The sequence below is a fragment of the Actinocorallia longicatena genome, from assembly GCF_039534125.1.
GTDB classification, from domain to species: domain Bacteria; phylum Actinomycetota; class Actinomycetes; order Streptosporangiales; family Streptosporangiaceae; genus Actinocorallia; species Actinocorallia longicatena.
This window is the reverse complement of sequence record NZ_BAAAUV010000025.1, coordinates 51,318-75,263: the sequence shown is the minus strand read 5'-3', so window position 1 is coordinate 75,263 and position 23,946 is coordinate 51,318. Positions and strand designations below refer to the sequence as shown.

Sequence of the window (23,946 nt, the reverse complement as noted above, 5' to 3'; positions counted from 1 at the left end):
TTCCCGGGACGGGGACCTCTGTCCGTAGACTGACCTGTGTGATCTCCACAATCGACCTGCGCGGCGGCCTTCCGGCCGATCTGCGCGCCACGCTGCCACGCGCCGACTTCGACGTCGAGGCCGCCCTGGAGAAGGTGCGGCCGATCTGCGAGGACGTGCGCCATCACGGGGTCGAGGCGGTCATCCGTTACACGCGGGACTTCGACGGCGTCGAGCTGACCTCGACGCGCGTCCCGGCCGAGGCGATCGCCGCCGCCCTGGAGGCGCTCGATCCGGCCGTCCGCGACGCCCTCGAAGAGGCCATCCGGCGGACCAGGATCGTCCACCGCGAGCAGCGCCGCACCGACGTCGCCACCCAGGTCGTGCCGGGCGGCACCGTCACCGAGCGGTGGATCCCGGTCGACCGGGTCGGCCTGTACGTGCCGGGCGGACGGGCCGTCTACCCCTCCAGCGTGGTCATGAACGTGGTCCCCGCCCAGGAGGCCGGGGTTCCGTCTCTGGCCGTGACCTCGCCCGCCCAGAAGGACTTCGGCGGCCTCCCGCACCCGACGATCCTGGCCGCCTGCGCGCTGCTGGGCGTCGACGAGGTCTACGCGGCGGGCGGCGCCCAGGCGATCGCGATGTTCGCCTACGGCACGCGGGAGTGCGCGCCGGTCGACCTGGTCACCGGGCCGGGGAACATCTACGTCGCCGCCGCGAAGCGCACGCTGAAGGGCGTCATCGGCATCGACGCCGAGGCGGGGCCGACCGAGATCGCCGTCCTCGCCGACGCGACCGCCGACGCGGCCTACGTCGCCGCCGACCTGATCAGCCAGGCCGAGCACGACACCCTCGCCGCGTCCGTGCTGGTCACCGACTCGCCCGAGCTCGCCGCCGCGGTCGGGGACGAGCTGGCCGTCCAGGTCGCGGCGACCCGGCACGTCGAGCGGGTCACCGAGGCCCTGGCCGGACGCCAGTCCGCGATCGTGCTGGTCGCCTCGATCGAGGACGGCCTCAGGGTCGTCAACGCCTACGGCGCCGAGCACCTCGAGATCCACACCGCCGACGCCCCCGCCGTCGCCGCCCGGGTCCGCAACGCCGGGGCGGTCTTCGTCGGCGCCTACTCGCCGGTCTCGCTCGGCGACTACCTCGCCGGCTCCAACCACGTGCTGCCGACCGGCGGCTGCGCCTGCCACTCCTCGGGCCTGTCGGTCCAGTCGTTCCTGCGCGGCGTCCACTTCGTGGAGTACGACAGGGCCGCGCTGGCCGAGGCGACGGCGCGGGTCGTCGCCCTGGCCGAGTCCGAGGACCTGCCCGCCCACGGCGCCGCGCTCAAGGCCCGCTTCGACGGGGGGATCCCCGCATGACCTCCCTCGGCGACCTGCCGATCCGCGACGATCTGCGCGGCCAGAAGGCCTACGGTGCCCCGCAGATCGACGTGCCCGTTCAGCTCAACACCAACGAGAACCCCTACGGACCGTCCGAGGCGCTGGTCAGGGCGCTGGGGGAGGGCGTGGCGGCCACGGCCGGAACGCTCAACCGCTATCCCGACCGCGACGCCGTGGACCTGCGGGCCGGGCTCGCCGCCTACCTGAACCACGAGGCGGGGGTGCGGCTCGACACCGGCCGGGTGTGGGCCGCCAACGGCTCCAACGAGATCATCCTGCAGATCCTCCAGGCGTTCGGCGGCCCCGGGCGCAGCGCGCTCGGGTTCGAGCCGTCCTACGCGATGCACCCGACCATCTCGATGGTCGCCAACACCCGCTGGATCGACGCCTTCCGGGACGAGGACTTCGGGCTCGAGGCGCAGCGGGCCGTCGCCGCCATCGAGGAGCACCGCCCCGACGTCGTCTTCCTGACCTCGCCGAACAACCCGACCGGCACCGCGCTCGACCACGAGGCGATCAAGGCGGTGCTGAGCGTCGCGCCCGGCATGGTCGTCGTCGACGAGGCCTACGGGGAGTTCCGCAGGTCGGGCACCCCCTCGGCGCTGGAGCTGCTGCCCGGCAACCCGCGGCTGATCGTGACCCGGACGATGTCGAAGGCGTTCGCGCTGGCCGGGGCCCGGCTGGGCTACCTGGCCGCCGACCCGGCCGTCCTGGAAGCCCTGCTGCTGGTCAGGCTGCCCTACCACCTGTCGTCGGTGACGCAGGCCGTCGCCCGGACGGCCCTGTCGTTCCGTGAGGAGCTGCTCGGCTACGTCCAGGAGCTGCGCGCGACCCGGGACGAGACCGTCGAGTGGCTGCGCGGGGAGGGCTTCAGGGTCGCCGACTCCGACGCCAACTTCATCCTGTTCGGCACCTTCGACGACCGCGACGCGGTGTGGCGGAGGATGCTCGACCGCGGCGTCCTGATCCGGGCGGTCGGACCGCCCCAGTGGCTGCGCGTCTCGGTGGGCACCCCCGCCGAGATGGCGGCCTTCCGTAGTGCACTTAAGGAGTCTGTGTGAGCCGCATCGGCCGCGTCGAGCGGGGGACCAAGGAGACGACGGTCCTCGTCGAGATCGATCTCGACGGGACGGGCGTCGTCGACGTCTCCACCGGCGTCGGGTTCTACGACCACATGCTCGCCCAGCTCGGCAAGCACGGATCGTTCGACCTGACCGTCAAGACCACCGGCGACCTGCACATCGACAGCCACCACACGATCGAGGACACCGCGATCGCCCTGGGCGCGGCGTTCAAGCAGGCCCTCGGCGACAAGTCGGGCATCCGCCGGTTCGCCGACGCCTCGATCCCGCTCGACGAGGCGCTCGCGCAGGTGACCGTCGACCTGTCGGGCCGGCCCTACCTGGTGCACACCGAGCCCGAGGGCATGGCCCCCATGATCGGCCCGGAGTACGACACCACGATGACCCGGCACATCTTCGAGTCGTTCGTCGCGAGCGCCTCGATCTGCCTGCACATCCACGTGCCCTACGGCCGCAACGCCCACCACATCGTCGAGGCCCAGTTCAAGGCGCTCGCCCGGGCATTGCGCTACGCCTCCGAGCTCGACCCGCGCGTGCACGGCATCCCCTCGACCAAGGGCGCCCTGTGACCGAACGGAGTGAGGGCACCGGAAGGCACAGTGCCCTGAGCGTCATCGCGCCGCAGGAGGCGGCGCGATGACGCTCCTGCTCTTCGCGGTGGCCGGGTTCCTCGCGGCGGGCGTCTACAGCCTCGCCAAGCAGGGGCTGAAGGCCGGAGCGGTCGTCGTGGGCCTGCTCGCCGTCCTGGCCGCGGTCGCGGCCGTCCTGTGGAGGTAGGGGTATGAAGAACGTCGTCGTCCTCGACTACGGGTCGGGGAACCTGCGCTCGGCCGAACGGGCCGTCGCCCGGATCGGCGCGGACGTCACCGTGACATCGGACTTCGAGGCGGCGCTCAACGCCGACGGCCTCGTCGTGCCGGGCGTCGGCGCGTTCGCGGCCTGCATGGAGGGGCTGCGCGCGGTCAAGGGGGACCGGCTGATCGGCCGCCGCCTCGCCGGCGGCCGTCCGGTGCTCGGCATCTGCGTCGGGATGCAGATCCTGTTCGGCAAGGGCGTCGAGCACGGCATCACCACCGACGGCTGCGACGAGTGGCCCGGCACCGTCGAGCGGCTCGAGGCGCCGGTCCTGCCGCACATGGGCTGGAACACCGTGCGGGCGGCCGAGGGCTCGAAGCTGTTCGACGGCCTCGACGCCGGGACCCGCTTCTACTTCGTCCACTCCTACGGGGTGCGGCGCTGGGAGATGGAGCCGTCGGAGCGGTTCGCCGCGCCGCTGGTCACCTGGGCCGAGCACGGTGAGCCGTTCGTCGCCGCCGTCGAGAACGGGCCGCTGTGGGCGACCCAGTTCCATCCGGAGAAGTCCGGCGACGCCGGGGCCCACATCCTGGAGAACTGGCTCCGGTCCCTCTGAACCCGAACCGCCGCGCGCACGGCCGCATCTCACAGGGCTGAAGGCACGGTGAGGGGGACGGGACGTTGGAGCGCAGGCGGCTGCTCGGCATGCTGGCGGCAGGGGTGGGCGGGCTCGCGGTGGGCGCGGGCCCGGAGCTGTGGCACCGGGCGGGCCACGGCCCCGCCCAGGCCAGGGCGGCGACGCCGACGCCGTCCGGGCGGCCCGATCCGGGGTACGCGCCGAAGCTCACCGCACTCAACCGGCCGGTGCGCGGCCTGTCCGACCTCAGCCCCGCGGCGCCGCCCGCGGCCGTCGCGCTGACGATCGACGACGGCCCGCACCCGTACTGGACGCCCAAGGTCCTGGACGTGCTGGCCGAGTTCGGGGTCGTCGCGACCTTCAACATGATCGGCGAGCAGGTGACCGAGCAGCCGAGGATCGTCCAGCGGATCGCGGACGCCGGGCATCAGGTCGCCGACCACACCGTCACCCATCCGCTGAACCTGCCGCGCCTGTCCGCCGCGAAGATCACCGAGGAGATCGTCGGTGGTCACGACCGGATCGCCCAGGTGGCGGGGCTTGCCCCGAAGACCTTCCGGGCGCCCGGCGGCGCCTGGTCGCAGCAGATCTACGACATCGCCGCCGAGCACCACATGGTGTGCGTCGACTGGAAGATCGATCCGCGGGACTGGGCCCGTCCGGGGACGTCGCGGATCACCCGCACCCTGCTCGACGCCCAGGCGGGCGACATCCTGCTCATCCACGACGGCGGCGGCGACCGCTCGCAGACCGTCGAGGCGCTCCGGCAGGTCCTGCCCGCCCTGAAACAGCGCGGTCTCCAGTTCGTCGCGCTGTAGCCGGGCCCTGCATACTGGCGCCGTGAGCAAGGAACGGGCCCGGCGCAGGGCCGAACGCGAGGCCGAAGCCGCCCGCCTGGCCGAACGCCGGTCGGCGCTGCGGGCCAGGGCCGCCCGCAGGAGGGCGCTGCTGGCCCCGGTCAGGGCGCTGCTGCCCGGCCCGGCCGCGGGCCCCGCCGCACGCCGCCGCCGCAGGCGTGCGATCACCGTCACCGTTCTGTTCCTCGCGGTCCAGGCGGCGGCGTGGATCCTGCCGCTGTCGGGCGCGGAGCAGTTCGGCGTGCTGGTCGTCTCGCTCCTGGTCACGCCGGTCGCCGCGGCCGTGACGTTCGGCCGCTGAACCGCCCCGGGCGCACCGGATCATGATCTAGGTGTACCGAGTCACGATCTAGGTGACGAAGAGCCAGCTCTCGCCGAGGAACTTGCAGGTGAGGGCGCCCATGCCCAGGTAGCCCCACCAGGGGACGCGGGTGCCCGCGCTCTCGACGCGGTAGAGGGCGACGGGGGTCAGGATCACTCCGAGCAGCCCGACCACGAGTGCGGGCCAGGCCGCCCAGAGGGTTCCCTGCCAGAACGTCAGCACGACGGCCGCGGGAAGGACCAGGAACATCCCCGAATATTCGAGTCCTTCTACTTCCTCCACGAATGCCGTGTTACCCGCGCCGGACGGCTTTCAAATCAGGGCCTGTCGAGGGCCCGGTCGAGGTTGACGGCGGAGCTGATGAGGGCCAGGTGCGTGAACGCCTGCGGGAAGTTCCCCAGCGCCTCGCCGGACGAGCCGATCTCCTCGGCGTACAGGCCCACGTGGTTGGCGTAGGTCAGCATCTTCTCGAAGATCATCCGCGACTCCTTGACGCGCCCGGCGGCCGTCAGGGCGTCGACGTACCAGAAGGAGCAGAGGTTGAAGGTCCCCTCCTCACCGGTCAGGCCGTCGTGGCCGGTGTTGGCGTAGCGGTGGACGAGGGAGTCCGAGACCAGCTCCGAGCCCATCCGGTCCAGGGTCATCAGGAAGCGGGGGTCGGTCGGGCCGGAGAACTTCACCATCGGCATGCACAGCAGCGAGGCGTCCAGGTGCTTGCTGCCCGGGTGCATCACGTAGGCGCCGAGGTCGGGGTCCCAGCACTCCTGCTGGACGAACCGGTAGGCGCGGGCGGCCAGCCGCTGCCACTTGTTGAGCGTCGCGGGCAGGCCCCTGTCGCGGGCCAGGCGCGAGGCCCGCTCATAGGCGACCCAGGTCATGACGCCGGAGTAGGTGAACCTCTGACGTCCGCCGCGCACCTCCCAGATGCCCTCGTCCGGCTCGTCCCAGTGGCGCGAGAGCCAGTCCAGCCGCTTGGAGAGGCCCGACCACAGGTCGTAGGAGATCGGCACCTCCCGGTTGTAGAGGTAGACGGCGTCCATGAGCTCGCCGTAGACGTCGAGCTGGCGGTGGCCGACCGCGCCGTTGCCGATCCGGACCGGCCGGGACCCCCGGTAGCCCTCCAGATGGTCGAGGGTCTGCTCGGGGAGCTTGTCGCTGCCGTCCACCGAGTACATGATCATGAGGTCGCGTTCCAGGGTGGCCTGCTCGCAGCGCTGCTGGAGCCACTCCATGAACGCCGAGGCCTCCTCCAGGAAGCCGAGCGTCATGAGGGAGTGGATGGTGAAGGCCGAGTCGCGCAGCCAGGTGTAGCGGTAGTCCCAGTTGCGCTCGCCGCCCAGGCACTCGGGCAGCGAGGTGGTCGGGGCCGCGACGAGCGCGCCGGTGGGGTGGTAGACCAGCAGCTTCAGTGCGAGCGCGCTGCGGTGCACCATCTCCCGCCAGCGGCCCTGGTAGCGGGACTGGCCGATCCACTTCTGCCAGTACTCGGTGGTTCTGGCCAGCAGGATGTCGGTCTCGCCCTCGATCAGCGGCGCGATGAGACCGTTCCACTCCAGCACGATGTCGGCGCTCTCGCCCTGCTCCAGGGAGAACCGCGCGACGACGCCGTCACCGTCGTGCACCAGAGGCACGCTGCTGCGCAGCACGAACCGGCCGCCGGCCGAGTCGAACACCGCGCCGACGCCGTCGACGATCTCCACGGTGTGCGGCACCCGGGCGTAGTCGAAGGCGGGATAGCACTGGAGGTCGAAGGTCGCCCGGCCCCTGACGGCCGTCGCCCGGCGCACGAGCAGGTCGCGGGGGAGGGCGGTCCCGGAGGTGTCGGGGACCATGAAGTCGATGACCTCGCCGACCGCCTCGGCCGCCAGGAAGCGGGTCATGAGGATGTTGGTGTCCGGCAGGTAGAGCTGCTTGGGCCTGCTGGAGGTCGGGCACGAGAGGGAGTAGAACCCGCCCTTCTTCGCGTCGAGGAGCGAGCCGAACAGGGAGGGCGCGTCGAACCGCCCGGGACAGAACCAGTCGATGGTCCCGTCGGTGCCGACGAGCGCGACGGTGCGCAGATCGCCGACGATGGCGTGTTCTTCGATGGGGAGGTAGCGGCCGTACTGGACCGATCCATTGAGAGGCACACCTCTGATGGTCCGCGCTCAGGTTTCCGCCGTGTCTCCTGCGCGTAAACTCCGCCCACCCGGCGGGGGCGCGGGGTCAGGCGGCCGCCCGGGCGAGCAGGTCCCTGAGGTCGAGGGCGGCGGCGCGTCCCGCCCTGTTGGCGCCGATGGTGCTGGCGGAGGGCCCGTATCCGACCAGGTGGACGCGGGGGTCGGCGAGGGCGCGGGTGCCCTCCAGCCGGATGCCGCCGCCGGGCTCGCGGAGCCGCAGCGGGGCGAGATGGCGGATCGCGCTCCGGAAGCCGGTGGCCCAGATGACCGCGTCGGCGGCCCACGCCGAGCCGTCCGGCCAGAGCGCGCCGTCCGCGGTGAGCCGGGCGAACATCGGGTGCCGCTCCAGCGCGCCCTTGGCGAGCGCGTCGCGGACGATGCGGCTGGAGCCGAGCCCGGTGACGCTGACCACGCTCTGCGGCGGGAGCCCGGCGCGGACCCTCCGCTCGACCCTCGCGACGGCCTCGCGGCGGGCCGCCTCGCCGAACTCTCCGTCGTGGAAGACCGGCTCGCGGCGCGTCACCCAGCGGGTCTCGGCGACGTCCGCCAGCTCGGACAGGACGTGCGCGGCCGAGGCGCCGCCGCCCACCACGATCACCCGCCGACCCGCGAAGGCCCCGGGGCCGCGGTAGCCCGCGTAGTGGAGCTGCTCGCCCCGGAAGTCCGCCATGCCCGGATAGGACGGCCAGTGCGGGCGGGTCCAGGTTCCGGTGGCGTTGACGATCGCCCGTGCCGCCCAGAGGCCCCGCGAGGTCTCGACGAGCAGCCCCCCGCCGTCCGGCCTGACCGCGGTGACCTCGACGGGTCGCAGGACCCCGGCGTCGAGGGACTCCTCGTACCGTGCGTAGTACTCCGGGACGGCCACCCGGGCGGGCAGGGCGCCGTCCACCGGCGTCCGCGCCATGCCGGGCAGGTCGAAGACGCCGTGGATCCCGTCCATGGTCAGGGAGGGCGACCGCTCGCGCCAGGCGCCGCCGGGGCCCTCCGAGGCGTCCAGCACAATGTGGTCCAGGCCGTAGCGGTCCAGGAAGTGCGCGGCCGACAGGCCGGCCTGCCCCGCGCCGATCACCACCACGTCCGTCTCCATGCCTTCCCTCCCGGATGAGCGCCCCTCCGGACGGGCCAACGCCGCCCGCCGGCTCCTTCTTCCCGGGGCTTCCCACGTGCTGAGACCGTTTCGGCCGGTGGGACCGTGGCCCGATAGGGTTCGGCCCATGAGCCTGACGCTGCTTCCCGCCGTTGACGTCGCCGACGGGCAGGCCGTGCGCCTGGTCCAGGGCGCGGCCGGCACCGAGACCTCCTACGGCAAGCCCCTCGACGCCGCCCTCGCGTGGCAGAGCGCGGGCGCCGAGTGGCTCCATCTGGTGGACCTGGACGCGGCGTTCGGCCGGGGCTCCAACCGGGAACTGCTGCGCGAGGTCACCGGCACCCTCGACATCAAGGTCGAGCTGTCGGGCGGGATCCGCGACGACGCGTCCCTGGTGGCGGCCCTGGAGACCGGCTGCGCGCGGGTCAACATCGGCACCGCCGCCCTGGAGAACCCCGAGTGGTGCCGCAAGATCATCGGCGAGTACGGGGACAAGATCGCGGTCGGCCTCGACGTGCGCGGCACCACCCTCGCCGCCCGCGGCTGGACCGAGGACGCCGGCGATCTCTGGGACGTCCTGGAGCGCCTGGAGCGCGACGGCTGCCCGCGCTACGTCGTCACCGACGTCACCAAGGACGGCACCCTGACCGGCCCGAACGTCGACCTGCTCCGCGAGTTCTGCACCCGCACCGCCAAGCCCGTGGTCGCCTCCGGCGGCGTCTCCTCCCTCGACGACCTGCGCGTGCTGAAGACCCTCGTCCCCGACGGCGTCGAGGCCGCGATCGTCGGCAAGGCCCTGTACGCGGGCGCCTTCACCCTCGAAGAGGCGCTGGAGGTCTCCCGATGACCGTGGAACGGATCTCCTCCGGCGGGCCGTGGGAGGACGTGATCGGCTACTCGCGGGCCGTGCTCGCAGGCGACACCGCCTACGTCTCCGGCTGCACCTCGGTGGTCGACGGCCAGATCGTCCACAAGGGCGACCCCTACGAGCAGACCCGCACCGCCTTCCAGGTGGCGCTGTGGTCGCTGGAGCGGCTCGGGCTCTCGGCCGGTGACGTCGTCCGCACCCGGATGTACATCACCGACCGCGCCCACGCCGACCTCGTCGGCAGGGCCCACGGCTCGCTGTTCGGCGAGGTCCGCCCCGCCGCCACGATGATCATCGTCTCCGGCTTCCTCGACGAGGACATGCTGGTCGAGGTGGAGGTCGACGCCTACCGGGGGGCGGGCCAGTGACCGTCGCCGTCCGGGTCATCCCCTGCCTCGACGTCGACGCGGGGCGCGTCGTCAAGGGCGTCAACTTCCAGAACCTGCGCGACGCGGGCGATCCCGTCGAGCTCGCCCGGCGCTACGACGCCGAGGGCGCCGACGAGCTGACCTTCCTCGACATCACCGCCTCCAGCGGCGACCGCTCGACGACCTACGACGTCGTCCGGCGGACCGCCGAGGAGGTGTTCATCCCGCTGACCGTCGGCGGCGGGATCCGCGCCGTCGAGGACGTCGACAGGCTGCTGCGCTCCGGCGCCGACAAGGTCTCGATCAACACGGCCGCGATCGCGCGGCCGGAGTTCCTGCGCGAGGCCGCCCACCGGTTCGGTTCCCAGTGCGTCGTGCTGTCGGTCGACGCGCGGCGCGTCCAGGACGGCCCGCCCACCCCCTCGGGGTTCGAGGTGACCACCCACGGCGGGCGCAGGGGCACCGGCATCGACGCCGTCGAGTGGGCCGCACGCGCCCAGGAGCTGGGCGTCGGGGAGATCCTGCTCAACTCGATGGACGCCGACGGCACCAAGAACGGCTTCGACCTGGAGCTGCTGAGGCTCGTCCGGACGGCCGTGACCGTCCCGGTCATCGCCAGCGGCGGGGCGGGCTCGCTGGAGCACTTCGCGCCGGCCGTCGACGCGGGCGCCGACGCGGTCCTGGCCGCGAGCGTCTTCCACTTCGGCGACCTCAAGATCTCCGAGGTCAAGCAGGCGATCAGGGCGTCGGGGCACCCCGTCCGCTGAGCCCCGGCGGCTTCGGCCGCCGGGCTCGCGAAACCCCCGTCATACGCATAACCTGGACATCGTGAAGATCGCGATTGCCACGTTTCAGGGACTGCCCGACGGCGACGAAGACGCCCCCGCCCTCATCGCCGAGCTGGCCGCCAGGGGCGTGGAGGCCCGGACGGTCCCCTGGGACGACGCCGACGCGGACTGGGACGGTTTCGACCTGGTCGTCGCCCGCAACACCTGGGACTACACCGAGCGCCTCGCGGAGTTCCTCGCCTGGGCCGGGAAGCTGCCGCGCCTGGCCAACCGGGCCGAGGTCCTGGCCTGGAACACCGACAAGCGTTACCTGCGCGAGCTGGCCGAGGCGGGCGTCCCGGTCGTCCCGACGCTGTGGGACCCCGCGGAGCTGCCCGAGTGGCCCGACTACGTGATCAAGCCCGCGGTCTCGGCCGGGGCCCGCGACACCGCCCGCTGGTCGGCGGCCGAGGCCGTCCCGGCCAGGGCCCATCTCGACCGGCTGCTCGCCGAGGGCCGCACCGTCATGGTCCAGCCCTACCTCGACGCCATCGACACCGCGGGCGAGAGCGCGCTGGTCTTCATCGACGGCGAGTTCAGCCACGCCGCCCGCAAGGAGCCGATCCTGCGGCCCGGCGCGGGCGTCTCCGAGCTCAACGGCGGCACCATCTCGCCGCGCGAGCCGTCGCAGGCCGAGCTGGCGATCGCCCGCCGGGTGCTCCAGGCGGCCCCGGACGGCCTGCTCTACGCCCGGGTGGACCTCATCCCGGGCCCGGACGGCGCGCCCGTCCTGCTGGAACTGGAGCTCAGCGAGCCCTATCTGTTCCTCCACCAGGCGCCGGGGGCGGCGGGCCGCCTCGCCGACGCCATCGTCCGCCGGTCTAGTTCAGGCTGATCTTCACGACGACCTGGTCCTTGGTGACCGACTGGACGTCGACGTCGAAGTTGCCGGAGGGCTGCGGGTCGGCGTCCACCGGGACGGTCAGGGTCTGGCCGCCGATCTTGAGGGTGACCTGGTCGCCGTTGGCGCTGACGAGCTCGGCGTCCACGCCGAGGACGCTCGCCTTGGCGTCGACGCCCCGGTCGAAGGTCACGGTGCAGGAGGTCGTGCTGCAGTTGGCGTTGTCGCTGCTGCAGGAGGTCGCGAGGAAGGCCACCGCGAGCAGGGGAGTGGCGAGCAGGACGCGGGTCTTCGGGGAGATCATGTTCAGGATTCTAGGCGGGTCCGGGCGGGGCGGACATCGCGCTGGGGGACGATCCGGGACCCCTCCCTCATGGAGGAGGCCCGCGGTTCCGTGATTCAGGTCTCAGTCCGGTCGACGGCCACCGAGACGACCCCCGGCTCCTCGGCGGCGCACGAGGCCAGGCGGCGCAGGCGCAGGCGGTTGTCCTCGGTCAGCGGGGCCGCGGCGGCGGCGATCCGGCGGGCCTCGTCCTCGCAGTCCCACAACGCCTCGGCGGCGAAGGTCTCCGAGGTGTGCGGGGCCGTGCGCAGCAGCGCGGTGAGCAGCCGGGGCCGCAGGTAGGCGTACTCGGTCTCGATCCACGCCTCCTTGAGCAGCGGGACCGCGGCACCGGCCCGGAGCCGTCCGAGACCCTCTATGGGGCCGGCGGCGCCTCCCCAGCATCGGTTGGCCAGGTCCTCGGAGAAGGCCTTGAGCAGCAGCGGGACGTCCTGGCTCGTGCCATGCCTGGAGAGGATCATGATGCCGACGTCGGCGCAGGGGCCGCCCGCCGACGCCCACTGCCGCGCCCGCGGCACCGCCTCGGCGCTGTACTCGCGCAGGGCCCGGCAGATCACCCCGCGCCAGCGGCTCGCGCCCTCGGGCAGGACCTCCTCGGCCAGGTCGAACAGGGCGGGGCTGCGCCGTCGTCCCAGTTCCATGATCGCTTCGATGGAGGCGTCGCTGCGCTGGTGGGCGAGGGCGAGCAGGTCGCCGTCGCTGCCGTCGGGGCGGTGGTGCTCACGGGGGCGCGGCGGGGGGCTGCCGCGCCGCTTGGCCACGGCGTCGGCGATCGCGGGGTGCTCGACGGCCCACTGGCGGATCACCGGATTGCCCGGGTCGTCGACCAGCCAGTGCAGGTCGTCGTCGTCGCAGCGGGCGGCCGCGACCGGGCCGAGCCCGTGGACGAGCGCCGGGTCGCCGAGGGAGACCAGGGCGTCGAGGGCCTCGAACCAGTGCGTGCCCTCCTCGGCGTAGCGCCGCAGTGGCCGGGCGGCCTCGCGGCGGCTCAGCCGGACGAGGTCGGTGAGGGTGTCGATGGCCAGGGAGGCGCGCCAGTCGTCGGGGTCGGTGGCGTCCGCTGGGTCGAACAGATGTTCGGTGATGGGGTGTACGGGGAGTTCGAGGTCCACGACGAGGCGCGCGTAGTAGAGGCTGCGGGACTCGACCTGCCGGTCCCAGCGCGGATCCCTGCGGACGCAGTCATAGACGAACTCGCCTGCGCCGCGTGTCTGCGCGGCTTTCCGGGCGGCTCTGCCCAGCCCTCGCTGGAGCTGCCCGTGCAGCGTGTTGACGGGTTGAATCACGTTGGCGTCCACCCAGCCAGCATGCGCAGCAGGACCGATGCGGGGCAAGTGCCTTTTGGGTCGGGCTGCGTGACCTTGGGGAATAAGTGTCGTCGGCGGATGGTAGGCATGTGTGCCGAATATTCGTTAACAGAGGGAGATTTTGCGTGCCTGAGCGGATCAACCCCCAGATCCTGCGGGCGGGGTTCCGGGTCCTGGGCGTGGCGGTGCGCACCGAGCCCCTCATGTTCGGCCTGTCCGTCGCGGCCAGCGCGGTGTACGGAGTGACCACGGTCGCCAGCGCCTGGGTGCTGGGCCGGGTCACCCAGGAGGTGATCCTCCCGGCCTTCGACTCCGGCGACGCCGAGGCCGGCGCCCTGGCGGCGGGAGCGGCCGCGATCCTCGGGGTCGCGGTGTTCAAGGCCCTCGGGGTCGCCGGACGCCGGTTCTTCGCCGGCCTGATGCAGTACAACCTCCAGGCCGAGTACCGGAGGGCGGTCACCCGGCAGTACCTGAGGCTGCCGCTGTCCTGGCACCACCGGCACCCGACCGGGCAGCTGCTGTCGAACGCCAGCGCCGACGTCGAGGCCGTCTGGGCGCCGATCGCGCCGCTGCCGATGGCCGTCGGCGTCGTGTTCATGCTGGTGATCGCGGCCGTGGCGATGCTGCTGGTCGACCTCCCGCTGGCCGCCGTCGGATTCCTGATCTTCCCGGCGGTCTTCGGGCTCAACGTGGTCTACCAGCGGCTGCTCGGGCCGCGCGCCGCCCTCGCCCAGCAGCTCAAGGCCGAGGTCAGCGAGGTCGCCCACGAGAGCTTCGAGGGCGGGCTCGTCGTCAAGACCCTCGGCCGCGAGGACGCCGAGACCGAGCGGTTCGCCGAGCGGGCGCACAGGCTGCGCGACGCCAACATCGCCGTCGGCCGGATCCGCGGCCTGTTCGACCCCATGCTCGAGGCGCTGCCGGGGCTCGGCGTGCTCGCCGTGCTGTGGGTCGGCTCGATACGGCTCGACGCCGGCGCGATCGAGTCCGGCGACCTCGTCCAGGTCTGCTACCTGTTCACGCTGCTGGCCTGGCCGATCCGGGCGCTCGGCTGGGTCCTGGCCGAGCTGCCCCGCAGCGTCGTCGGCTGGGAGCGGGTCAGGGCCGTCCTGGACGCCGACGGCTCGCTGCCGTTCGGAACCTCCACCCTGGACTCCAACGAAGCGGCCTCCGTCGAGGTCGGGAACCTGCGGTTCGGCTACGAGGCGGGCGAGGTCCTCAGCGACGTGTCCTTCACCGTGCGGCCCGGCAGCACCGTGGCGATCGTCGGCCCGACCGGCTCGGGCAAGTCGACCCTCACCTCGCTGCTCGTGCGGCTGGTCGACCCGGCCGGCGGCACGGTCCTGCTGGACGGGGTGGACGTCCGCGAGCTCGGCCCCGGCGCCGTGTCGGGGGCGGCGGCCCTGGTCCCGCAGGAGACCTTCCTGTTCGACGACTCCGTGCGCGGCAACGTCGTGCTCGGCTCCCCGGTCCCCGACGAGGAGGTCTGGGCGGCGCTGCGGCTGGCCCAGGCCGACGGGTTCGTCGCCGCCCTGCCCGAGGGGCTCGACACCAGGATCGGGGAGCGCGGCACGACCCTGTCCGGCGGCCAGCGCCAGCGGCTCGCCCTGGCCAGGGCCCTGGCCCGCAGGCCCCGCCTGCTCGTGCTCGACGACTCCACCTCCAGCGTCGACCCCCAGGTCGAGGCCAGGATCCTGCACGGCCTGCGGGAGACGGCGGCCAGCGTGGTCGTCGTGGCCTACCGCAAGGCCACCATCTCCCTGGCCGACGAGGTCGTCTACCTCGACCGGGGCCGCGTCCAGGACGTCGGCACCCACCGGGAGCTGCTCGACCGCTCGGACGGCTACCGCGACCTCGTGAACGCCTACGACGACGAGATCGCGATCGAAGAGGACGTGACGGCATGACCGCGACGACGCTGAGCGAGACCGCCATGAAGGAGGGCGCCGTCGCGACCCTGCGGCGGGGCCTGCGGCTCACCCCCGAGTTCCGCCGGGGCATCGGGGTCACCCTGCTGCTCGCCGCCCTGGCCACCGCCGGGCGGATCGTCGTGCCGATCGCCGTCCAGCAGACCCTCGACCACGGCCTGCGCTCCGGCGGGCGGGGACCCGACCTCGCCTTCGTCCGGAACGCCGTGCTGGCCTGCGCGGCGGCGGTCGTGGTGACGTTCCTGGCGGGCTATGTGATGAACGTCCGGCTCTACCGGACGTCCGAGACGGGCCTGGCGGCGTTGCGCGTCAAGGCCTTCCGGCACGTCCACGACCTGTCGATGCTGACCCAGAGCGGGGAGCGGCGCGGGGCGCTGGTGTCGCGGGTCACCGGCGACGTCGACCAGATCTCGCAGTTCATGCAGTGGGGCGGGCTGATGATCATCATCTCGCTCGGCCAGGTGGTCGTGGCCACCGCGCTCATGCTCGTCTACTCCTGGCAGCTCGCGCTGATCGTCTGGGTCTCGTTCGTTCCGATGGCCTTCGGGCTGCGGATCTTCCAGAGGAAGATCTCCGCCGCCTACCTCGTGGTGCGCGAGCGGATGGGCGACCTGCTGTCGGCCGTCTCGGAGTCCGTCGTGGGCGCCTCGGTGATCAAGGCCTACGGCGCGGAGCACCGCATCGCCGAGCGGGTCGACACCGCCGTCGACCGGGGGCGGGCGGCCCAGGCCAGGGCCCAGGCGCTGGTCGCCACGACCTTCCCGCTGAGCGAGGTCGTCGCGGCGCTGGCCACCGCGCTCGTCGTGATCGTCGGGGTGCTGCTGGGCGTCGGCGGGAACCTGACGGCCGGGGAGCTGGTGGCGTTCATGTTCCTGGTCACCCTGTTCGTCGGGCCGATGCAGGCCGCCACGGAGATGCTGAACGAGGCCCAGAACGCCGTCGCGGGCTGGCGGCGGGTGCTCGGCGTCCTCGACACCGACCCCGACGTCGCCGACCCGGGCGAGGAGGGCGTCACGCTGCCGCGCGGCCCGATCTCGGTCCGGTTCGACGACGTGTCGTTCGCCTATCCGGCGGGCCCGCCGGTGCTGCGCGGGGTCTCGGCCGAGATCCCGGCCCGGCGCAGGGTCGCGGTCGTCGGCGAGACGGGCTCGGGCAAGACCACCTTCGCCAAGCTGCTCACCCGGCTCATGGACCCGGTGGAGGGCCGGATCCTCGTCGACGGGGTGCCGCTGGCGGACGTCCGGTTCTCCTCGCTGCGCGAGCGGATCGTCATCGTCCCGCAGGACGGCTTCCTGTTCGACGCCACCCTCGGCGACAACATCCGCTACGGGCGTCCCGGGGCGTCCGACGAGGAGATCCTCGCGGCCCTCGCCGAGTTGGGCCTCACCGACTGGCTGGAGGGGCTCCCGCGCGGCCTGGAGACCCCGGTGGGGCAGCGCGGGGAGTCGCTGTCGGCGGGGGAGCGCCAGCTCGCCGCCCTCGCCCGCGCCTACATGGCCGATCCCGACCTGCTGGTGCTCGACGAGGCCACCTCGGCCGTCGACCCGGCGACCGAGGTCCGCATCCAGCGCGCCCTGGACAGCGCCACCCGGGGCCGCACCGCCGTGGCGATCGCCCACCGGCTGTCGACCGCGGAGGCCGCCGACGAGGTCGTCGTCTTCGACAAGGGCGAGATCGTGCAGCGCGGCCCGCACGAGCGGCTGGTCGAGGAGGAGGGCGTGTACAAGGCGCTCTATGCGTCGTGGGCCGCGCAGAAGGCGCTCTGATTAATTCAACCTTCAATTGATGTGCCGCCGGACCGTGATGTGGTCAGACCCGCGTTCTCGGCGGCGGGTCGCCGTTGTTCCGTCAGGCAACCCGGTTAATGCACCCCGGATCGAAATGGCCACCGGGACGGCCGTGAGCAGGGCGGAATCCCTTACTGTGCAGGGGTTTCCGCCCTCGCGGATCTTGGTCCCTCGGTGATACTCTCGGGACAACGGTTGCAGTCGTGGTTCGTTCATGTGTTACCAGCTAGTCAGCATGAGAACGCCCGCACGGAACATGACAGCGGGTGTTTTGGCTCATCCGGGGACGGTACCCGGGGGCGAGAATTCTCCGCGCAGGCCGCCCAAGGGGCCACGAGGTGTGGCGCCTAGTTTTGCCGCAAGGAGTAAGACCATGCCCCAGCAGGGCACCGTGAAGTGGTTCAACGCCGAGAAGGGTTACGGCTTCATCGCCGTCGACGGCGGCGGACCCGACGTCTTCGTCCACTACTCGGCCATCCAGTCCTCCGGCTACCGCAGCCTGGACGAAGCCCAGCGCGTCGAGTTCGAGGTGACCCAGGGCACCCGGGGCCCGCAGGCCGACCAGGTCCGCCCCCTGTAAGCCACATCGTCGCAGGAAGGCCCACTCCGATGCCCGCGGGGTGGGCCTTCTGCGTTGCGGGCTGCGGCAGAATGGAAGCATGTCTGCCGCAGGGCCCGCCGCCCCGAACTCCACCGACCTCGACCCGAAGATCGCCGCTCGGCTGAAGCGCACCGCCGACGGCCTGGTGCCCGCCATCGCCCAGCAGTACGACACGGGCGAGGTGCTGATGATGGGCTGGATGGACGACGAGGCCCTGCACCGCACCCTCACCACCGGCCGCTGCACCTACTGGTCGCGCAGCCGCTCGGAGTACTGGGTGAAGGGCGACACCTCGGGCCACCAGCAGTGGATCAAGTCGGTAGCGCTCGACTGCGACGGCGACGTCGTCCTGGTGCGGGTCGACCAGGTCGGAGCCGCCTGCCACACCGGCGACCGCACCTGCTGGGACTCCGACGATCTCGGCGCCGTCGTGGGGAACCGGCCCGCATGACCCCCAGGCGCGAGCTGACCGCCGTCGCCGCGACCGCGGCGGCCGGATCCCTGCTGGCCGTGTACGCGGCCGGGCGGGTCTGGGCCACCGCGGCCTCGGGCGCGGTCGGCACGGCCGCGCAGAAGGTCGAGGGCTCCGGCCTGACCCCGGGCAGGGCGCTCGGCTGGGCAGCGCTGGCCGCCGTGTTCGCGGTCTTCGCCACCCGGGGCCGGGCCAGGATCCCCGTCGGGGCGCTCATGGTGCTGCTGGGCGCGGGCATCGCCGGCTCCGCCGTCCTCTCCCACGGCCGCTCCGACGTGCTGTCGGCCGTCCGGAACTCCTCGGTGCTGCTGTCGGCCCAGCCCGATCTGGCGATCTCCGTGAACGCCTGGTGGAGCGTCTCCCTGGTGGGCGGGCTGCTGGTCGCCGCCGCCGGGCTGGCGACCGTCGTGCGCGGCCGGGCCTGGCCCGGCATGTCCGCCCGGTACGACCGCAAGCCCGCCGAGGCCGCGCCCGCGGCCGCCGACGACCCCGCGAGCCTGTGGAAGTCCCTCGACCGCGGGGAGGACCCCACGAGCACGGGCGCCGGCCCGCATGATCCGGGTACGCTGCCGGACGGCCCGCAGCTCCGGGCCGCCCCCGGCCGGGAGCGCTGAGCCGCCCCCGGCCGCGCCGACCGACAGGGAGCCCGCGATCGTCACCCCCCGGACCAGCGCCACCGACAAGCCCGTGGTCGTGCTCCTGATCGAGCACGATCCCGCGGTCGCCGAGCTGGAACGCCTCTACCTCTCCCGCGAGGGCTACCAGGTGGAAGTCGAGCCCGACCGGGCCGGCGCCGTCTCCACGGTCGCCGCGCTCGGCCCCGACATCGTTGTGCTGGACCTGTCGGCGCTGCCGCCGCCCCTCACCCAGGCCGACCTGCACCGCCGGGTCACCGAGGCCGCCAGGCCCGCCCCCGTCGTCACCGTGCTGCCGCCCGGACGGCCGGAGGTGACCGGCGACCGCACCGTGGTCCGCCCGTTCAGCCCGCGCACCCTCGTCGGCGCCGTCGCCGCCGCGCGGCGCGGCCGGGCCGACGAGGTCGCCGCCGACATCCTGCGCGCGGGCACCCTCATGCTCGACCCGCAGACCCGCATGGTCCGCATCGAGGACCGCCCCACCCCGCTGACGGCCACCGAGTTCGACCTCCTGGCCCACCTCATGCGCCATCCGGGCCGGGTCTTCACCCGCGAGCAGCTCCTCGCGGCCGCCTGGACCAGCGGCGCCAGCGCGGGCGTCCGCACCGTCGACGTGCACATCGCCCAGCTCCGCGCCAAGCTCGGCCAGGCCAGTCCCATCCGCACGGTCAGGGGCGTCGGCTACGCCGCCGACTGAGCGGCGGGCGCGCCGGTGGGCGCCGGATGGCGGATGCGGGGCGCGGACGGTGGGTACGGTGAGGATGTGATGGGGGTACGGAGCGTCAGGGCCTCGCGGTGGCGGGGGTTGATCGCGCCGCTGGGGCTGGGCGCGGCGGCGGCAGCGGCTTTCGCCTATGTCGGGTCGGTGGACCCGAACGAGGCGGGGCACTATCCGACCTGCCCGTTCCTGGCGACGACGGGCCTGCTGTGCCCGGGCTGCGGCGGCCTGCGGATGACGCACGCGATCGCGCACGGGCAGTTCGGCGAGGCGGCGTCCAAGAACCTGCTCGCCTTCGTGATGATCCCCGTCGTGCTCTACCTGTGGGGCCTGTGGGTGGTGGCGGCCTGGCGGGGCACCGAGGTGCGGACCAGGCTCTCGCACCGGTGGCTGATCATGGGATTCGTCGGCACGATCGCCGTCTTCTGGGTGCTGCGCAACCTGCCCTTCGGCGGCTTCCTGGCCCCCTAGGGCCGGGGGCGCGTGCAGATCCCGGGTCGTCGGCGGGCTACCATCGCCTGAGACAGGGCAGCCGGGACGAGGGGACAACCGTGAGCGTTCTCGACGAGATCATCGACGGTGTGCGCGCCGATCTCGCCGAACGGCAGCAGACCGTTTCGCTGGAGGAGCTCAAGGAGCGCGCCGCCAAGGCCGCGCCCGCACGGGACGCGATCGCCGCGCTGGGGGGCGACGGCGTGGCCGTGATCGCCGAGGTGAAGCGGAGCAGCCCGTCCAAGGGCGCGCTCGCCGCGATCGCCGACCCGGCGGCGCTGGCGGCCGACTACGAACGCGGCGGGGCCAAGGTCATCAGCGTCCTCACCGAGCGGCGCAGGTTCGGCGGCTCCCTGGACGACCTCGCGGCCGTCCGGGCCACCGTCGGCTGCTGCGTGCTGCGCAAGGACTTCATCGTGACCTCCTACCAGCTGTGGGAGGCGCGGGCCTACGGCGCCGACCTCGCCCTGCTGATCGTCGCCGCGCTCGAGCAGGACGCCCTGGTGTCGCTGATCGAGCGGGCCGTGTCCATCGGGCTCACCCCGCTGGTCGAGGTGCACGACGAGGAGGAGGTCGAGCGGGCCGTCGCCGCCGGGGCCAAGGTCATCGGCGTCAACGCGCGGAACCTCAAGACCCTCGAGGTCGACCGCGGCACCTACGCCCGCGTCGCCCCGACCATCCCCGCCCACCTGATCCGGATCGCCGAGTCGGGCGTGCGCGGCCCGCACGACCTGCTCTCCTACGCCGCCACCGGCTGCGACGCCGTCCTGGTGGGAGAGAGCCTGGTCACCGGCAAGGACCCGCGGGCGGCCGTGGCCGACCTCGTGGCCGCCGGGGCGCACCCGGCGCTGCGCCAGTCCAAGTAGGCTACTGATCATGCAACTGCGCGAACGATGGCGTAGCGGTCCCCGTCTCACCGACTAGACCGCTACGACTTCTGACAGGAAAAAACATGACCATCGTTCCCGACGCTGCGGGACGTTTCGGCAGGTTCGGCGGGCGTTTCGCCCCCGAGGCACTGATGGCGGCGCTCGACCAGCTCGACACCGAATACGAGAAGGCGAAGAACGATCCGGCCTTCCAGGCCGAGTTCCGCGACCTTCTCACCGGCTACGCGGGCCGTCCGAGCCTGCTGACCGAGGCCAGGCGCTTCTCCGAGCACGCGGGCTGCCGCGTCCTGCTCAAGCGCGAGGACCTCAACCACACCGGCTCGCACAAGGTCAACAACGTGCTGGGCCAGGCGCTCATGGCCAAGCGCATGGGCAAGACCCGGGTGATCGCCGAGACCGGCGCCGGCCAGCACGGCGTCGCCACCGCGACCGCGGCCGCCCTGTTCGGCCTCGAGTGCACCGTCTACATGGGCGAGGTCGACACCGAGCGCCAGGCCCTGAACGTGGCCCGCATGCGGATGCTCGGCGCCGAGGTCGTCCCGGTCAAGCACGGTAGCCGGACCCTCAAGGACGCCGTCAACGAGGCGTTCCGCGACTGGGTCTCCACGGTCGAGAACACCCACTACATCATCGGCACGGTGATGGGCCCGCACCCGTTCCCCGCGATGGTCCGCGACTTCCAGCGCGTCATCGGCGTCGAAGCCCGCGAGCAGTGCCTGGAGCTCACCGGCGCGCTGCCCGACGCGATCGTCGCCTGCGTCGGCGGCGGCTCCAACGCCATCGGCCTGTTCCACGCCTTCGTCCCCGACGAGTCCGTGAAGATCTACGGCTTCGAGGCCGCGGGCGACGGCATCGAGACCGGCAGGCACGCCGCCACGATGTCGGCCGGCTCCGTCGGCGTCATCCACGGCATGCGCACCTACCTGCTCCAGGACGAGGAGGGCCAGACGATCGAGTCGCACTCGATCTCGGCCGGGCTCGACTACCCCGGCGTCGGCCCCGAGCACTCCTGGCTCAAGGACATCGGCCGCGCCGACTACCGGGCGATCACCGACAAGGAGGCGATGGACGCCTTCCTGCTGCTGTGCCGCACCGAGGGCATCATCCCGGCCATCGAGTCGGCCCACGCCCTCGCCGGGGCGCTGAAGATCGGCAAGGAACTCGGCCCGGACGCGACGATGATCGTCTGCCTGTCCGGCCGCGGCGACAAGGACATGCACACCGCGGCCGAGTACTTCGGCCTCATGGACACGAGCGCGGAGGGCGGGAAGTGAGCGTTCAGTCCGCCTACGACCTGGCGAAGTCGGAGAACCGCGCCGCGCTGGTGGGCTACCTGCCCGCCGGATTCCCGACCGTCGACGGTGCGGTCAAGGCCGCCACGGCGATGGTCGAGGGCGGCTGCGACATCATCGAGATCGGGCTGCCCTACACCGACCCGCTGATGGACGGCCCCACCATCCAGGACGCCGTGCACCGCGCCCTGGAGGCGGGCGTCCGGCTGCCCGACCTGTTCCGCACGGTCGAGGCCGTCGCCGCCACCGGGGTCCCGACCCTGGTCATGACCTACTGGAACCCCGTCGACCGCTACGGCGTCGACCGGTTCTCGCGTGAGCTCAAGTCCGCGGGCGGCCAGGGCCTGATCACTCCCGACCTCACTCCCGAGGAAGCGGACGAGTGGTTCGAGGCGGCCGACGCCCACGACCTCGACAAGGTCTTCCTGGTGGCCCTCAGCTCGACCGAGGAGCGCATCGAGAAGATCACGAGCGTCTGCCGCGGGTTCGTGTACGCGGCGTCGCTGATGGGCGTCACCGGGGCGCGCACCGCCATCGACACCGGCGCCGCCGGGCTCGTCGCCCGCACCAAGGCCCACACCGACCTGCCCGTCGGGCTGGGCCTGGGAGTGAGCACGGGGGCGCAGGCCGCCGAGGTCGCCGCCTTCGCCGACGGCGTCATCGTCGGATCCGCCTTCATCCGCCGCCTGCTGGACGCGCCGACCGAGGCCGAGGGCCTCACGGCGGTCCGGGAACTGGCCGCGGAGTTCGCGGAGGGCGTCCGCAAGGGCCGCTGACCGCCGAGCTTTTCTCAGCCCCCCGCCGTCACGGCGCGGGGGCTGAGCCGTTCCCGAGCGCTATTGTTCGACGCACGGTAACGTGCCGACAGCAGTGTGCGGCCATCGATGCAGGGTTGACGGGGGGCTTACGTGGGAGCGCCTAGGGTTCGTGCGACGATCTCTGAGCCGGCTGACGCATCGACGACGGGGGAGGACGGCATGGTGACCGAGACACGCCGGGCCGAGGTGCTGCCCTGGATCACGACAGCCGCCCGGATCGTGCTGGCCGCGATTCTTTTCTGGGCGGGCTGGGCGAAGGTCACCGAGCCGCCCGCGTTGCAGAAGCAGGCCGTCGAGGCCTACCAGCTGCTGCCCGCGTCGCTGACCGGTCTCGTCGGGTACGGGCTGCCCGTGCTCGAGATCGTCCTGGCCGTGCTGCTGCTCGTGGGGTTCGCCACCCGCTTCGTCGCGATCATCTCGGCGGTCCTGATGGCGGTCTTCATCGGCGGCATCGCCTCGGCCTGGGCCCGCGGGCTCAGCATCGACTGCGGCTGTTTCGGCGGCGGCGGGGCCGTCGCCAAGGGGCAGACCAAGTATCTGTCGGAGATCATCCGCGACGTCGTGTTCCTGGCGCTGGCCGTCTGGATCGCGCGGTTCCCGCGGAGCAGAGCAAGCGTCGACGGGCTGCTCGGCATCTGAGCCCGCACTGTTCACAGCCTTCCAATCCAACAGGGGCGTCATCATGAGCAAGGCCACGCGGGACCGCACCGCGCGGGAGAAGCTGGCCGAGGAGCGCAGGCTCCAGGCGCAGCGCGACAAGCAGAAGAGGATGCTCGGGGCGGTCGGCGCGGCCGCCGCCGTGATCGTCGTGGTGGTCGGGGTCTTCGTCTTCGTCAACTCCAACCGGGACAAGGCCGAGGACTTCGTCGGCGCGCTGGCGCCGACCAGCCGCGCGTCGGACGGGTCCATCGTCATGGCCAAGGCGGGAGTGACCAGCCCGGTCCTGGAGGTCTTCGAGGACTTCCAGTGCCCGGCCTGCAAGAACCTGGAGAAGACCAGCGGCAACACCTTCAAGCAGCTCGCCGCCGACGGCAAGGCGAAGGTCGTCTACCGGCCGTTCCGGCTCTTCCAGCAGACCCCGCTGAAGGAGAACTCCGAGCGGGCCGCCAACGCGGCGCTGTGCGCCCCGGGCGACAACTGGGTCCCCTTCCACGACAAGATCTACGCCGAGCAGCCGCCGGAGGGCAAGGTCGGCTTCTCCAACTCCGACCTGATCTCGTGGGCCGCCGGGCTCAGCACGCCGATCACCGGTGACGCCTTCACCCAGTGCGTGAACGGCGCCGAGAAGAGCGCCCAGGTGCAGGCGATGACGGACTACGCGCTCAAGGTCGGCAAGGTCGAGTCGACGCCGACCGTCAAGCTCGACGGCAAGGACATCACCAACGACGCGTTCGTGCCGTCCGACCTGAAGAAGGCGGTCGCCGACGCCGGGTAGCGCGGTCCTCACGGCAGAGCC

General features: G+C 72.4%; 28 protein-coding genes. 23 read left to right on the top strand and 5 right to left on the bottom strand.

Translation table 11 applies throughout. The features are described 5' to 3' along the window. Nucleotides 1-38 precede the first annotated feature (38 nt). From hisD to ABD785_RS33215, 7 genes are all read left to right on the top strand, one after another. On the top strand, nucleotides 39-1,346 hold the full coding sequence (gene hisD, locus ABD785_RS33245) for a histidinol dehydrogenase (protein WP_344836315.1): 1,308 nt from the start codon (nucleotides 39-41) through the stop codon (nucleotides 1,344-1,346). Next, nucleotides 1,343-2,428 carry a histidinol-phosphate transaminase gene (locus ABD785_RS33240; RefSeq protein ID WP_344836312.1) on the top strand — a complete coding sequence of 362 codons (1,086 nt, stop codon included), beginning with the start codon at nucleotides 1,343-1,345 and terminating at the stop codon, nucleotides 2,426-2,428. Before hisD ends, ABD785_RS33240 begins: the two co-directional genes overlap by 4 nt. Next, entirely contained in the window at nucleotides 2,425-3,018 is a 594-nt protein-coding gene (hisB, locus tag ABD785_RS33235; protein ID WP_344836310.1) for an imidazoleglycerol-phosphate dehydratase HisB, read from the top strand. Before ABD785_RS33240 ends, hisB begins: the two co-directional genes overlap by 4 nt. 67 nt (nucleotides 3,019-3,085) lie before the next feature. Further along, nucleotides 3,086-3,226 (top strand): hypothetical protein, encoded by a 141-nt coding sequence (locus ABD785_RS33230; RefSeq protein ID WP_344836308.1) that lies wholly within the window; start codon nucleotides 3,086-3,088, stop codon nucleotides 3,224-3,226. 4 nt (nucleotides 3,227-3,230) lie between these two features. After that, complete coding sequence (gene hisH, locus ABD785_RS33225) at nucleotides 3,231-3,860, top strand: imidazole glycerol phosphate synthase subunit HisH (protein ID WP_344836305.1); 630 nt, start codon at nucleotides 3,231-3,233, stop codon at nucleotides 3,858-3,860. A 65-nt stretch (nucleotides 3,861-3,925) separates the two neighbouring features. Continuing rightward, complete coding sequence (locus ABD785_RS33220) at nucleotides 3,926-4,699, top strand: polysaccharide deacetylase family protein (protein ID WP_344836304.1); 774 nt, start codon at nucleotides 3,926-3,928, stop codon at nucleotides 4,697-4,699. 22 nt (nucleotides 4,700-4,721) lie between these two features. Beyond that, nucleotides 4,722-5,039 carry a hypothetical protein gene (locus ABD785_RS33215; RefSeq protein WP_344836301.1) on the top strand — a complete coding sequence of 106 codons (318 nt, stop codon included), beginning with the start codon at nucleotides 4,722-4,724 and terminating at the stop codon, nucleotides 5,037-5,039. Nucleotides 5,040-5,087: 48 nt separating this feature from the next. Here ABD785_RS33215 and ABD785_RS33210 read toward each other — a convergent pair whose 3' ends face one another. The 3 genes from ABD785_RS33210 to ABD785_RS33200 all read right to left on the bottom strand — a co-directional run bounded on the left by ABD785_RS33210 (nucleotide 5,088) and on the right by ABD785_RS33200 (nucleotide 8,306). Further along, entirely contained in the window at nucleotides 5,088-5,342 is a 255-nt protein-coding gene (locus tag ABD785_RS33210; protein ID WP_344836299.1) for a hypothetical protein, read from the bottom strand. A 35-nt stretch (nucleotides 5,343-5,377) separates the two neighbouring features. Then, nucleotides 5,378-7,189, bottom strand: a complete 1,812-nt coding sequence (locus ABD785_RS33205) for a glycoside hydrolase family 15 protein (RefSeq protein ID WP_344836297.1) — start codon at nucleotides 7,187-7,189, stop codon at nucleotides 5,378-5,380. 76 nt (nucleotides 7,190-7,265) lie between these two features. Further along, nucleotides 7,266-8,306: an NAD(P)-binding domain-containing protein gene (locus tag ABD785_RS33200; protein ID WP_344836294.1), complete on the bottom strand. Its 1,041-nt coding sequence runs from the start codon at nucleotides 8,304-8,306 to the stop codon at nucleotides 7,266-7,268. A gap of 127 nt (nucleotides 8,307-8,433) precedes the next feature. Here ABD785_RS33200 and priA point away from each other — a divergent pair, with 127 nt between their 5' ends. From priA to ABD785_RS33180, 4 genes are all read left to right on the top strand, one after another. After that, nucleotides 8,434-9,153: a bifunctional 1-(5-phosphoribosyl)-5-((5-phosphoribosylamino)methylideneamino)imidazole-4-carboxamide isomerase/phosphoribosylanthranilate isomerase PriA gene (priA, locus tag ABD785_RS33195; protein WP_344836291.1), complete on the top strand. Its 720-nt coding sequence runs from the start codon at nucleotides 8,434-8,436 to the stop codon at nucleotides 9,151-9,153. Further along, nucleotides 9,150-9,542 (top strand): RidA family protein, encoded by a 393-nt coding sequence (locus ABD785_RS33190; RefSeq protein ID WP_344836288.1) that lies wholly within the window; start codon nucleotides 9,150-9,152, stop codon nucleotides 9,540-9,542. Before priA ends, ABD785_RS33190 begins: the two co-directional genes overlap by 4 nt. Then, nucleotides 9,539-10,309: an imidazole glycerol phosphate synthase subunit HisF gene (gene hisF, locus ABD785_RS33185; protein ID WP_344836285.1), complete on the top strand. Its 771-nt coding sequence runs from the start codon at nucleotides 9,539-9,541 to the stop codon at nucleotides 10,307-10,309. The genes ABD785_RS33190 and hisF overlap by 4 nt, the downstream gene beginning before the upstream one ends. A 61-nt stretch (nucleotides 10,310-10,370) precedes the next feature. Next, on the top strand, nucleotides 10,371-11,204 hold the full coding sequence (locus ABD785_RS33180; RefSeq protein WP_344836283.1) for an ATP-grasp domain-containing protein: 834 nt from the start codon (nucleotides 10,371-10,373) through the stop codon (nucleotides 11,202-11,204). Here the strand turns inward: ABD785_RS33180 and ABD785_RS33175 are convergent. Next, the gene (locus tag ABD785_RS33175; protein ID WP_344836280.1) at nucleotides 11,191-11,514 is read right to left on the bottom strand and encodes a hypothetical protein; all 324 of its coding nucleotides are present in this window, start codon (nucleotides 11,512-11,514) and stop codon (nucleotides 11,191-11,193) included. The two genes, ABD785_RS33180 and ABD785_RS33175, sit on opposite strands and share 14 nt — an antisense overlap. 95 nt (nucleotides 11,515-11,609) lie before the next feature. After that, entirely contained in the window at nucleotides 11,610-12,851 is a 1,242-nt protein-coding gene (locus ABD785_RS33170; protein ID WP_344836277.1) for a hypothetical protein, read from the bottom strand. 212 nt (nucleotides 12,852-13,063) lie between these two features. On the opposite strand from ABD785_RS33170, the gene ABD785_RS33165 reads away from it, so the two are divergent. The 12 genes from ABD785_RS33165 (at nucleotide 13,064) to ABD785_RS33110 (ending at nucleotide 23,925) form a co-directional block, all read left to right on the top strand. Further along, a complete protein-coding gene (locus ABD785_RS33165; protein WP_344836393.1) occupies nucleotides 13,064-14,764 on the top strand; it encodes an ABC transporter ATP-binding protein in 1,701 nt (566 codons plus the stop codon). Then, the gene (locus tag ABD785_RS33160; RefSeq protein ID WP_344836274.1) at nucleotides 14,761-16,551 is read left to right on the top strand and encodes an ABC transporter ATP-binding protein; all 1,791 of its coding nucleotides are present in this window, start codon (nucleotides 14,761-14,763) and stop codon (nucleotides 16,549-16,551) included. Before ABD785_RS33165 ends, ABD785_RS33160 begins: the two co-directional genes overlap by 4 nt. 394 nt (nucleotides 16,552-16,945) lie before the next feature. Continuing rightward, on the top strand, nucleotides 16,946-17,152 hold the full coding sequence (locus ABD785_RS33155; protein ID WP_106398542.1) for a cold-shock protein: 207 nt from the start codon (nucleotides 16,946-16,948) through the stop codon (nucleotides 17,150-17,152). A gap of 79 nt (nucleotides 17,153-17,231) precedes the next feature. Then, nucleotides 17,232-17,624 carry a phosphoribosyl-AMP cyclohydrolase gene (gene hisI, locus ABD785_RS33150; protein ID WP_344836271.1) on the top strand — a complete coding sequence of 131 codons (393 nt, stop codon included), beginning with the start codon at nucleotides 17,232-17,234 and terminating at the stop codon, nucleotides 17,622-17,624. After that, nucleotides 17,621-18,259: a Trp biosynthesis-associated membrane protein gene (locus tag ABD785_RS33145; protein WP_344836269.1), complete on the top strand. Its 639-nt coding sequence runs from the start codon at nucleotides 17,621-17,623 to the stop codon at nucleotides 18,257-18,259. The genes hisI and ABD785_RS33145 overlap by 4 nt, the downstream gene beginning before the upstream one ends. Beyond that, nucleotides 18,198-18,977 (top strand): winged helix-turn-helix transcriptional regulator, encoded by a 780-nt coding sequence (locus tag ABD785_RS33140; RefSeq protein WP_344836267.1) that lies wholly within the window; start codon nucleotides 18,198-18,200, stop codon nucleotides 18,975-18,977. Before ABD785_RS33145 ends, ABD785_RS33140 begins: the two co-directional genes overlap by 62 nt. Nucleotides 18,978-19,046: 69 nt before the next feature. Continuing rightward, a complete protein-coding gene (locus tag ABD785_RS33135) occupies nucleotides 19,047-19,469 on the top strand; it encodes a DUF2752 domain-containing protein (RefSeq protein WP_344836265.1) in 423 nt (140 codons plus the stop codon). 80 nt (nucleotides 19,470-19,549) lie between these two features. Further along, nucleotides 19,550-20,356 carry an indole-3-glycerol phosphate synthase TrpC gene (trpC, locus tag ABD785_RS33130; RefSeq protein WP_344836263.1) on the top strand — a complete coding sequence of 269 codons (807 nt, stop codon included), beginning with the start codon at nucleotides 19,550-19,552 and terminating at the stop codon, nucleotides 20,354-20,356. An 86-nt stretch (nucleotides 20,357-20,442) separates the two neighbouring features. Next, entirely contained in the window at nucleotides 20,443-21,654 is a 1,212-nt protein-coding gene (gene trpB, locus ABD785_RS33125; RefSeq protein ID WP_344836261.1) for a tryptophan synthase subunit beta, read from the top strand. Beyond that, nucleotides 21,651-22,448, top strand: a complete 798-nt coding sequence (gene trpA, locus ABD785_RS33120; protein ID WP_344836259.1) for a tryptophan synthase subunit alpha — start codon at nucleotides 21,651-21,653, stop codon at nucleotides 22,446-22,448. Before trpB ends, trpA begins: the two co-directional genes overlap by 4 nt. A gap of 201 nt (nucleotides 22,449-22,649) precedes the next feature. Further along, nucleotides 22,650-23,129: a DoxX family protein gene (locus ABD785_RS33115; protein WP_344836257.1), complete on the top strand. Its 480-nt coding sequence runs from the start codon at nucleotides 22,650-22,652 to the stop codon at nucleotides 23,127-23,129. Nucleotides 23,130-23,172: 43 nt separating this feature from the next. Beyond that, nucleotides 23,173-23,925: a DsbA family protein gene (locus ABD785_RS33110; protein ID WP_344836256.1), complete on the top strand. Its 753-nt coding sequence runs from the start codon at nucleotides 23,173-23,175 to the stop codon at nucleotides 23,923-23,925. Nucleotides 23,926-23,946: the final 21 nt, after the last annotated feature.

What these genes read in the sequence shown, in the direction of transcription:
- ABD785_RS33240 (WP_344836312.1), top strand. Translation starts at nt 1,343, where the DNA reads ATGACCTCCCTCGGCGACCTGCCGATCCGCGACGATCTGCGCGGCCAG.
- ABD785_RS33230 (WP_344836308.1), top strand. Translation starts at nt 3,086, where the DNA reads ATGACGCTCCTGCTCTTCGCGGTGGCCGGGTTCCTCGCGGCGGGCGTC.
- hisH (WP_344836305.1), top strand. Translation starts at nt 3,231, where the DNA reads ATGAAGAACGTCGTCGTCCTCGACTACGGGTCGGGGAACCTGCGCTCG.
- ABD785_RS33200 (WP_344836294.1), bottom strand. Translation starts at nt 8,306, where the DNA reads ATGGAGACGGACGTGGTGGTGATCGGCGCGGGGCAGGCCGGCCTGTCG.
- priA (WP_344836291.1), top strand. Translation starts at nt 8,434, where the DNA reads ATGAGCCTGACGCTGCTTCCCGCCGTTGACGTCGCCGACGGGCAGGCC.
- ABD785_RS33190 (WP_344836288.1), top strand. Translation starts at nt 9,150, where the DNA reads ATGACCGTGGAACGGATCTCCTCCGGCGGGCCGTGGGAGGACGTGATC.
- ABD785_RS33175 (WP_344836280.1), bottom strand. Translation starts at nt 11,514, where the DNA reads ATGATCTCCCCGAAGACCCGCGTCCTGCTCGCCACTCCCCTGCTCGCG.
- ABD785_RS33165 (WP_344836393.1), top strand. Translation starts at nt 13,064, where the DNA reads ATGTTCGGCCTGTCCGTCGCGGCCAGCGCGGTGTACGGAGTGACCACG.
- ABD785_RS33160 (WP_344836274.1), top strand. Translation starts at nt 14,761, where the DNA reads ATGACCGCGACGACGCTGAGCGAGACCGCCATGAAGGAGGGCGCCGTC.
- ABD785_RS33155 (WP_106398542.1), top strand. Translation starts at nt 16,946, where the DNA reads ATGCCCCAGCAGGGCACCGTGAAGTGGTTCAACGCCGAGAAGGGTTAC.
- hisI (WP_344836271.1), top strand. Translation starts at nt 17,232, where the DNA reads ATGTCTGCCGCAGGGCCCGCCGCCCCGAACTCCACCGACCTCGACCCG.
- ABD785_RS33145 (WP_344836269.1), top strand. Translation starts at nt 17,621, where the DNA reads ATGACCCCCAGGCGCGAGCTGACCGCCGTCGCCGCGACCGCGGCGGCC.
- ABD785_RS33140 (WP_344836267.1), top strand. Translation starts at nt 18,198, where the DNA reads ATGATCCGGGTACGCTGCCGGACGGCCCGCAGCTCCGGGCCGCCCCCG.
- ABD785_RS33135 (WP_344836265.1), top strand. Translation starts at nt 19,047, where the DNA reads ATGGGGGTACGGAGCGTCAGGGCCTCGCGGTGGCGGGGGTTGATCGCG.
- trpB (WP_344836261.1), top strand. Translation starts at nt 20,443, where the DNA reads ATGACCATCGTTCCCGACGCTGCGGGACGTTTCGGCAGGTTCGGCGGG.
- ABD785_RS33115 (WP_344836257.1), top strand. Translation starts at nt 22,650, where the DNA reads ATGGTGACCGAGACACGCCGGGCCGAGGTGCTGCCCTGGATCACGACA.
- ABD785_RS33110 (WP_344836256.1), top strand. Translation starts at nt 23,173, where the DNA reads ATGAGCAAGGCCACGCGGGACCGCACCGCGCGGGAGAAGCTGGCCGAG.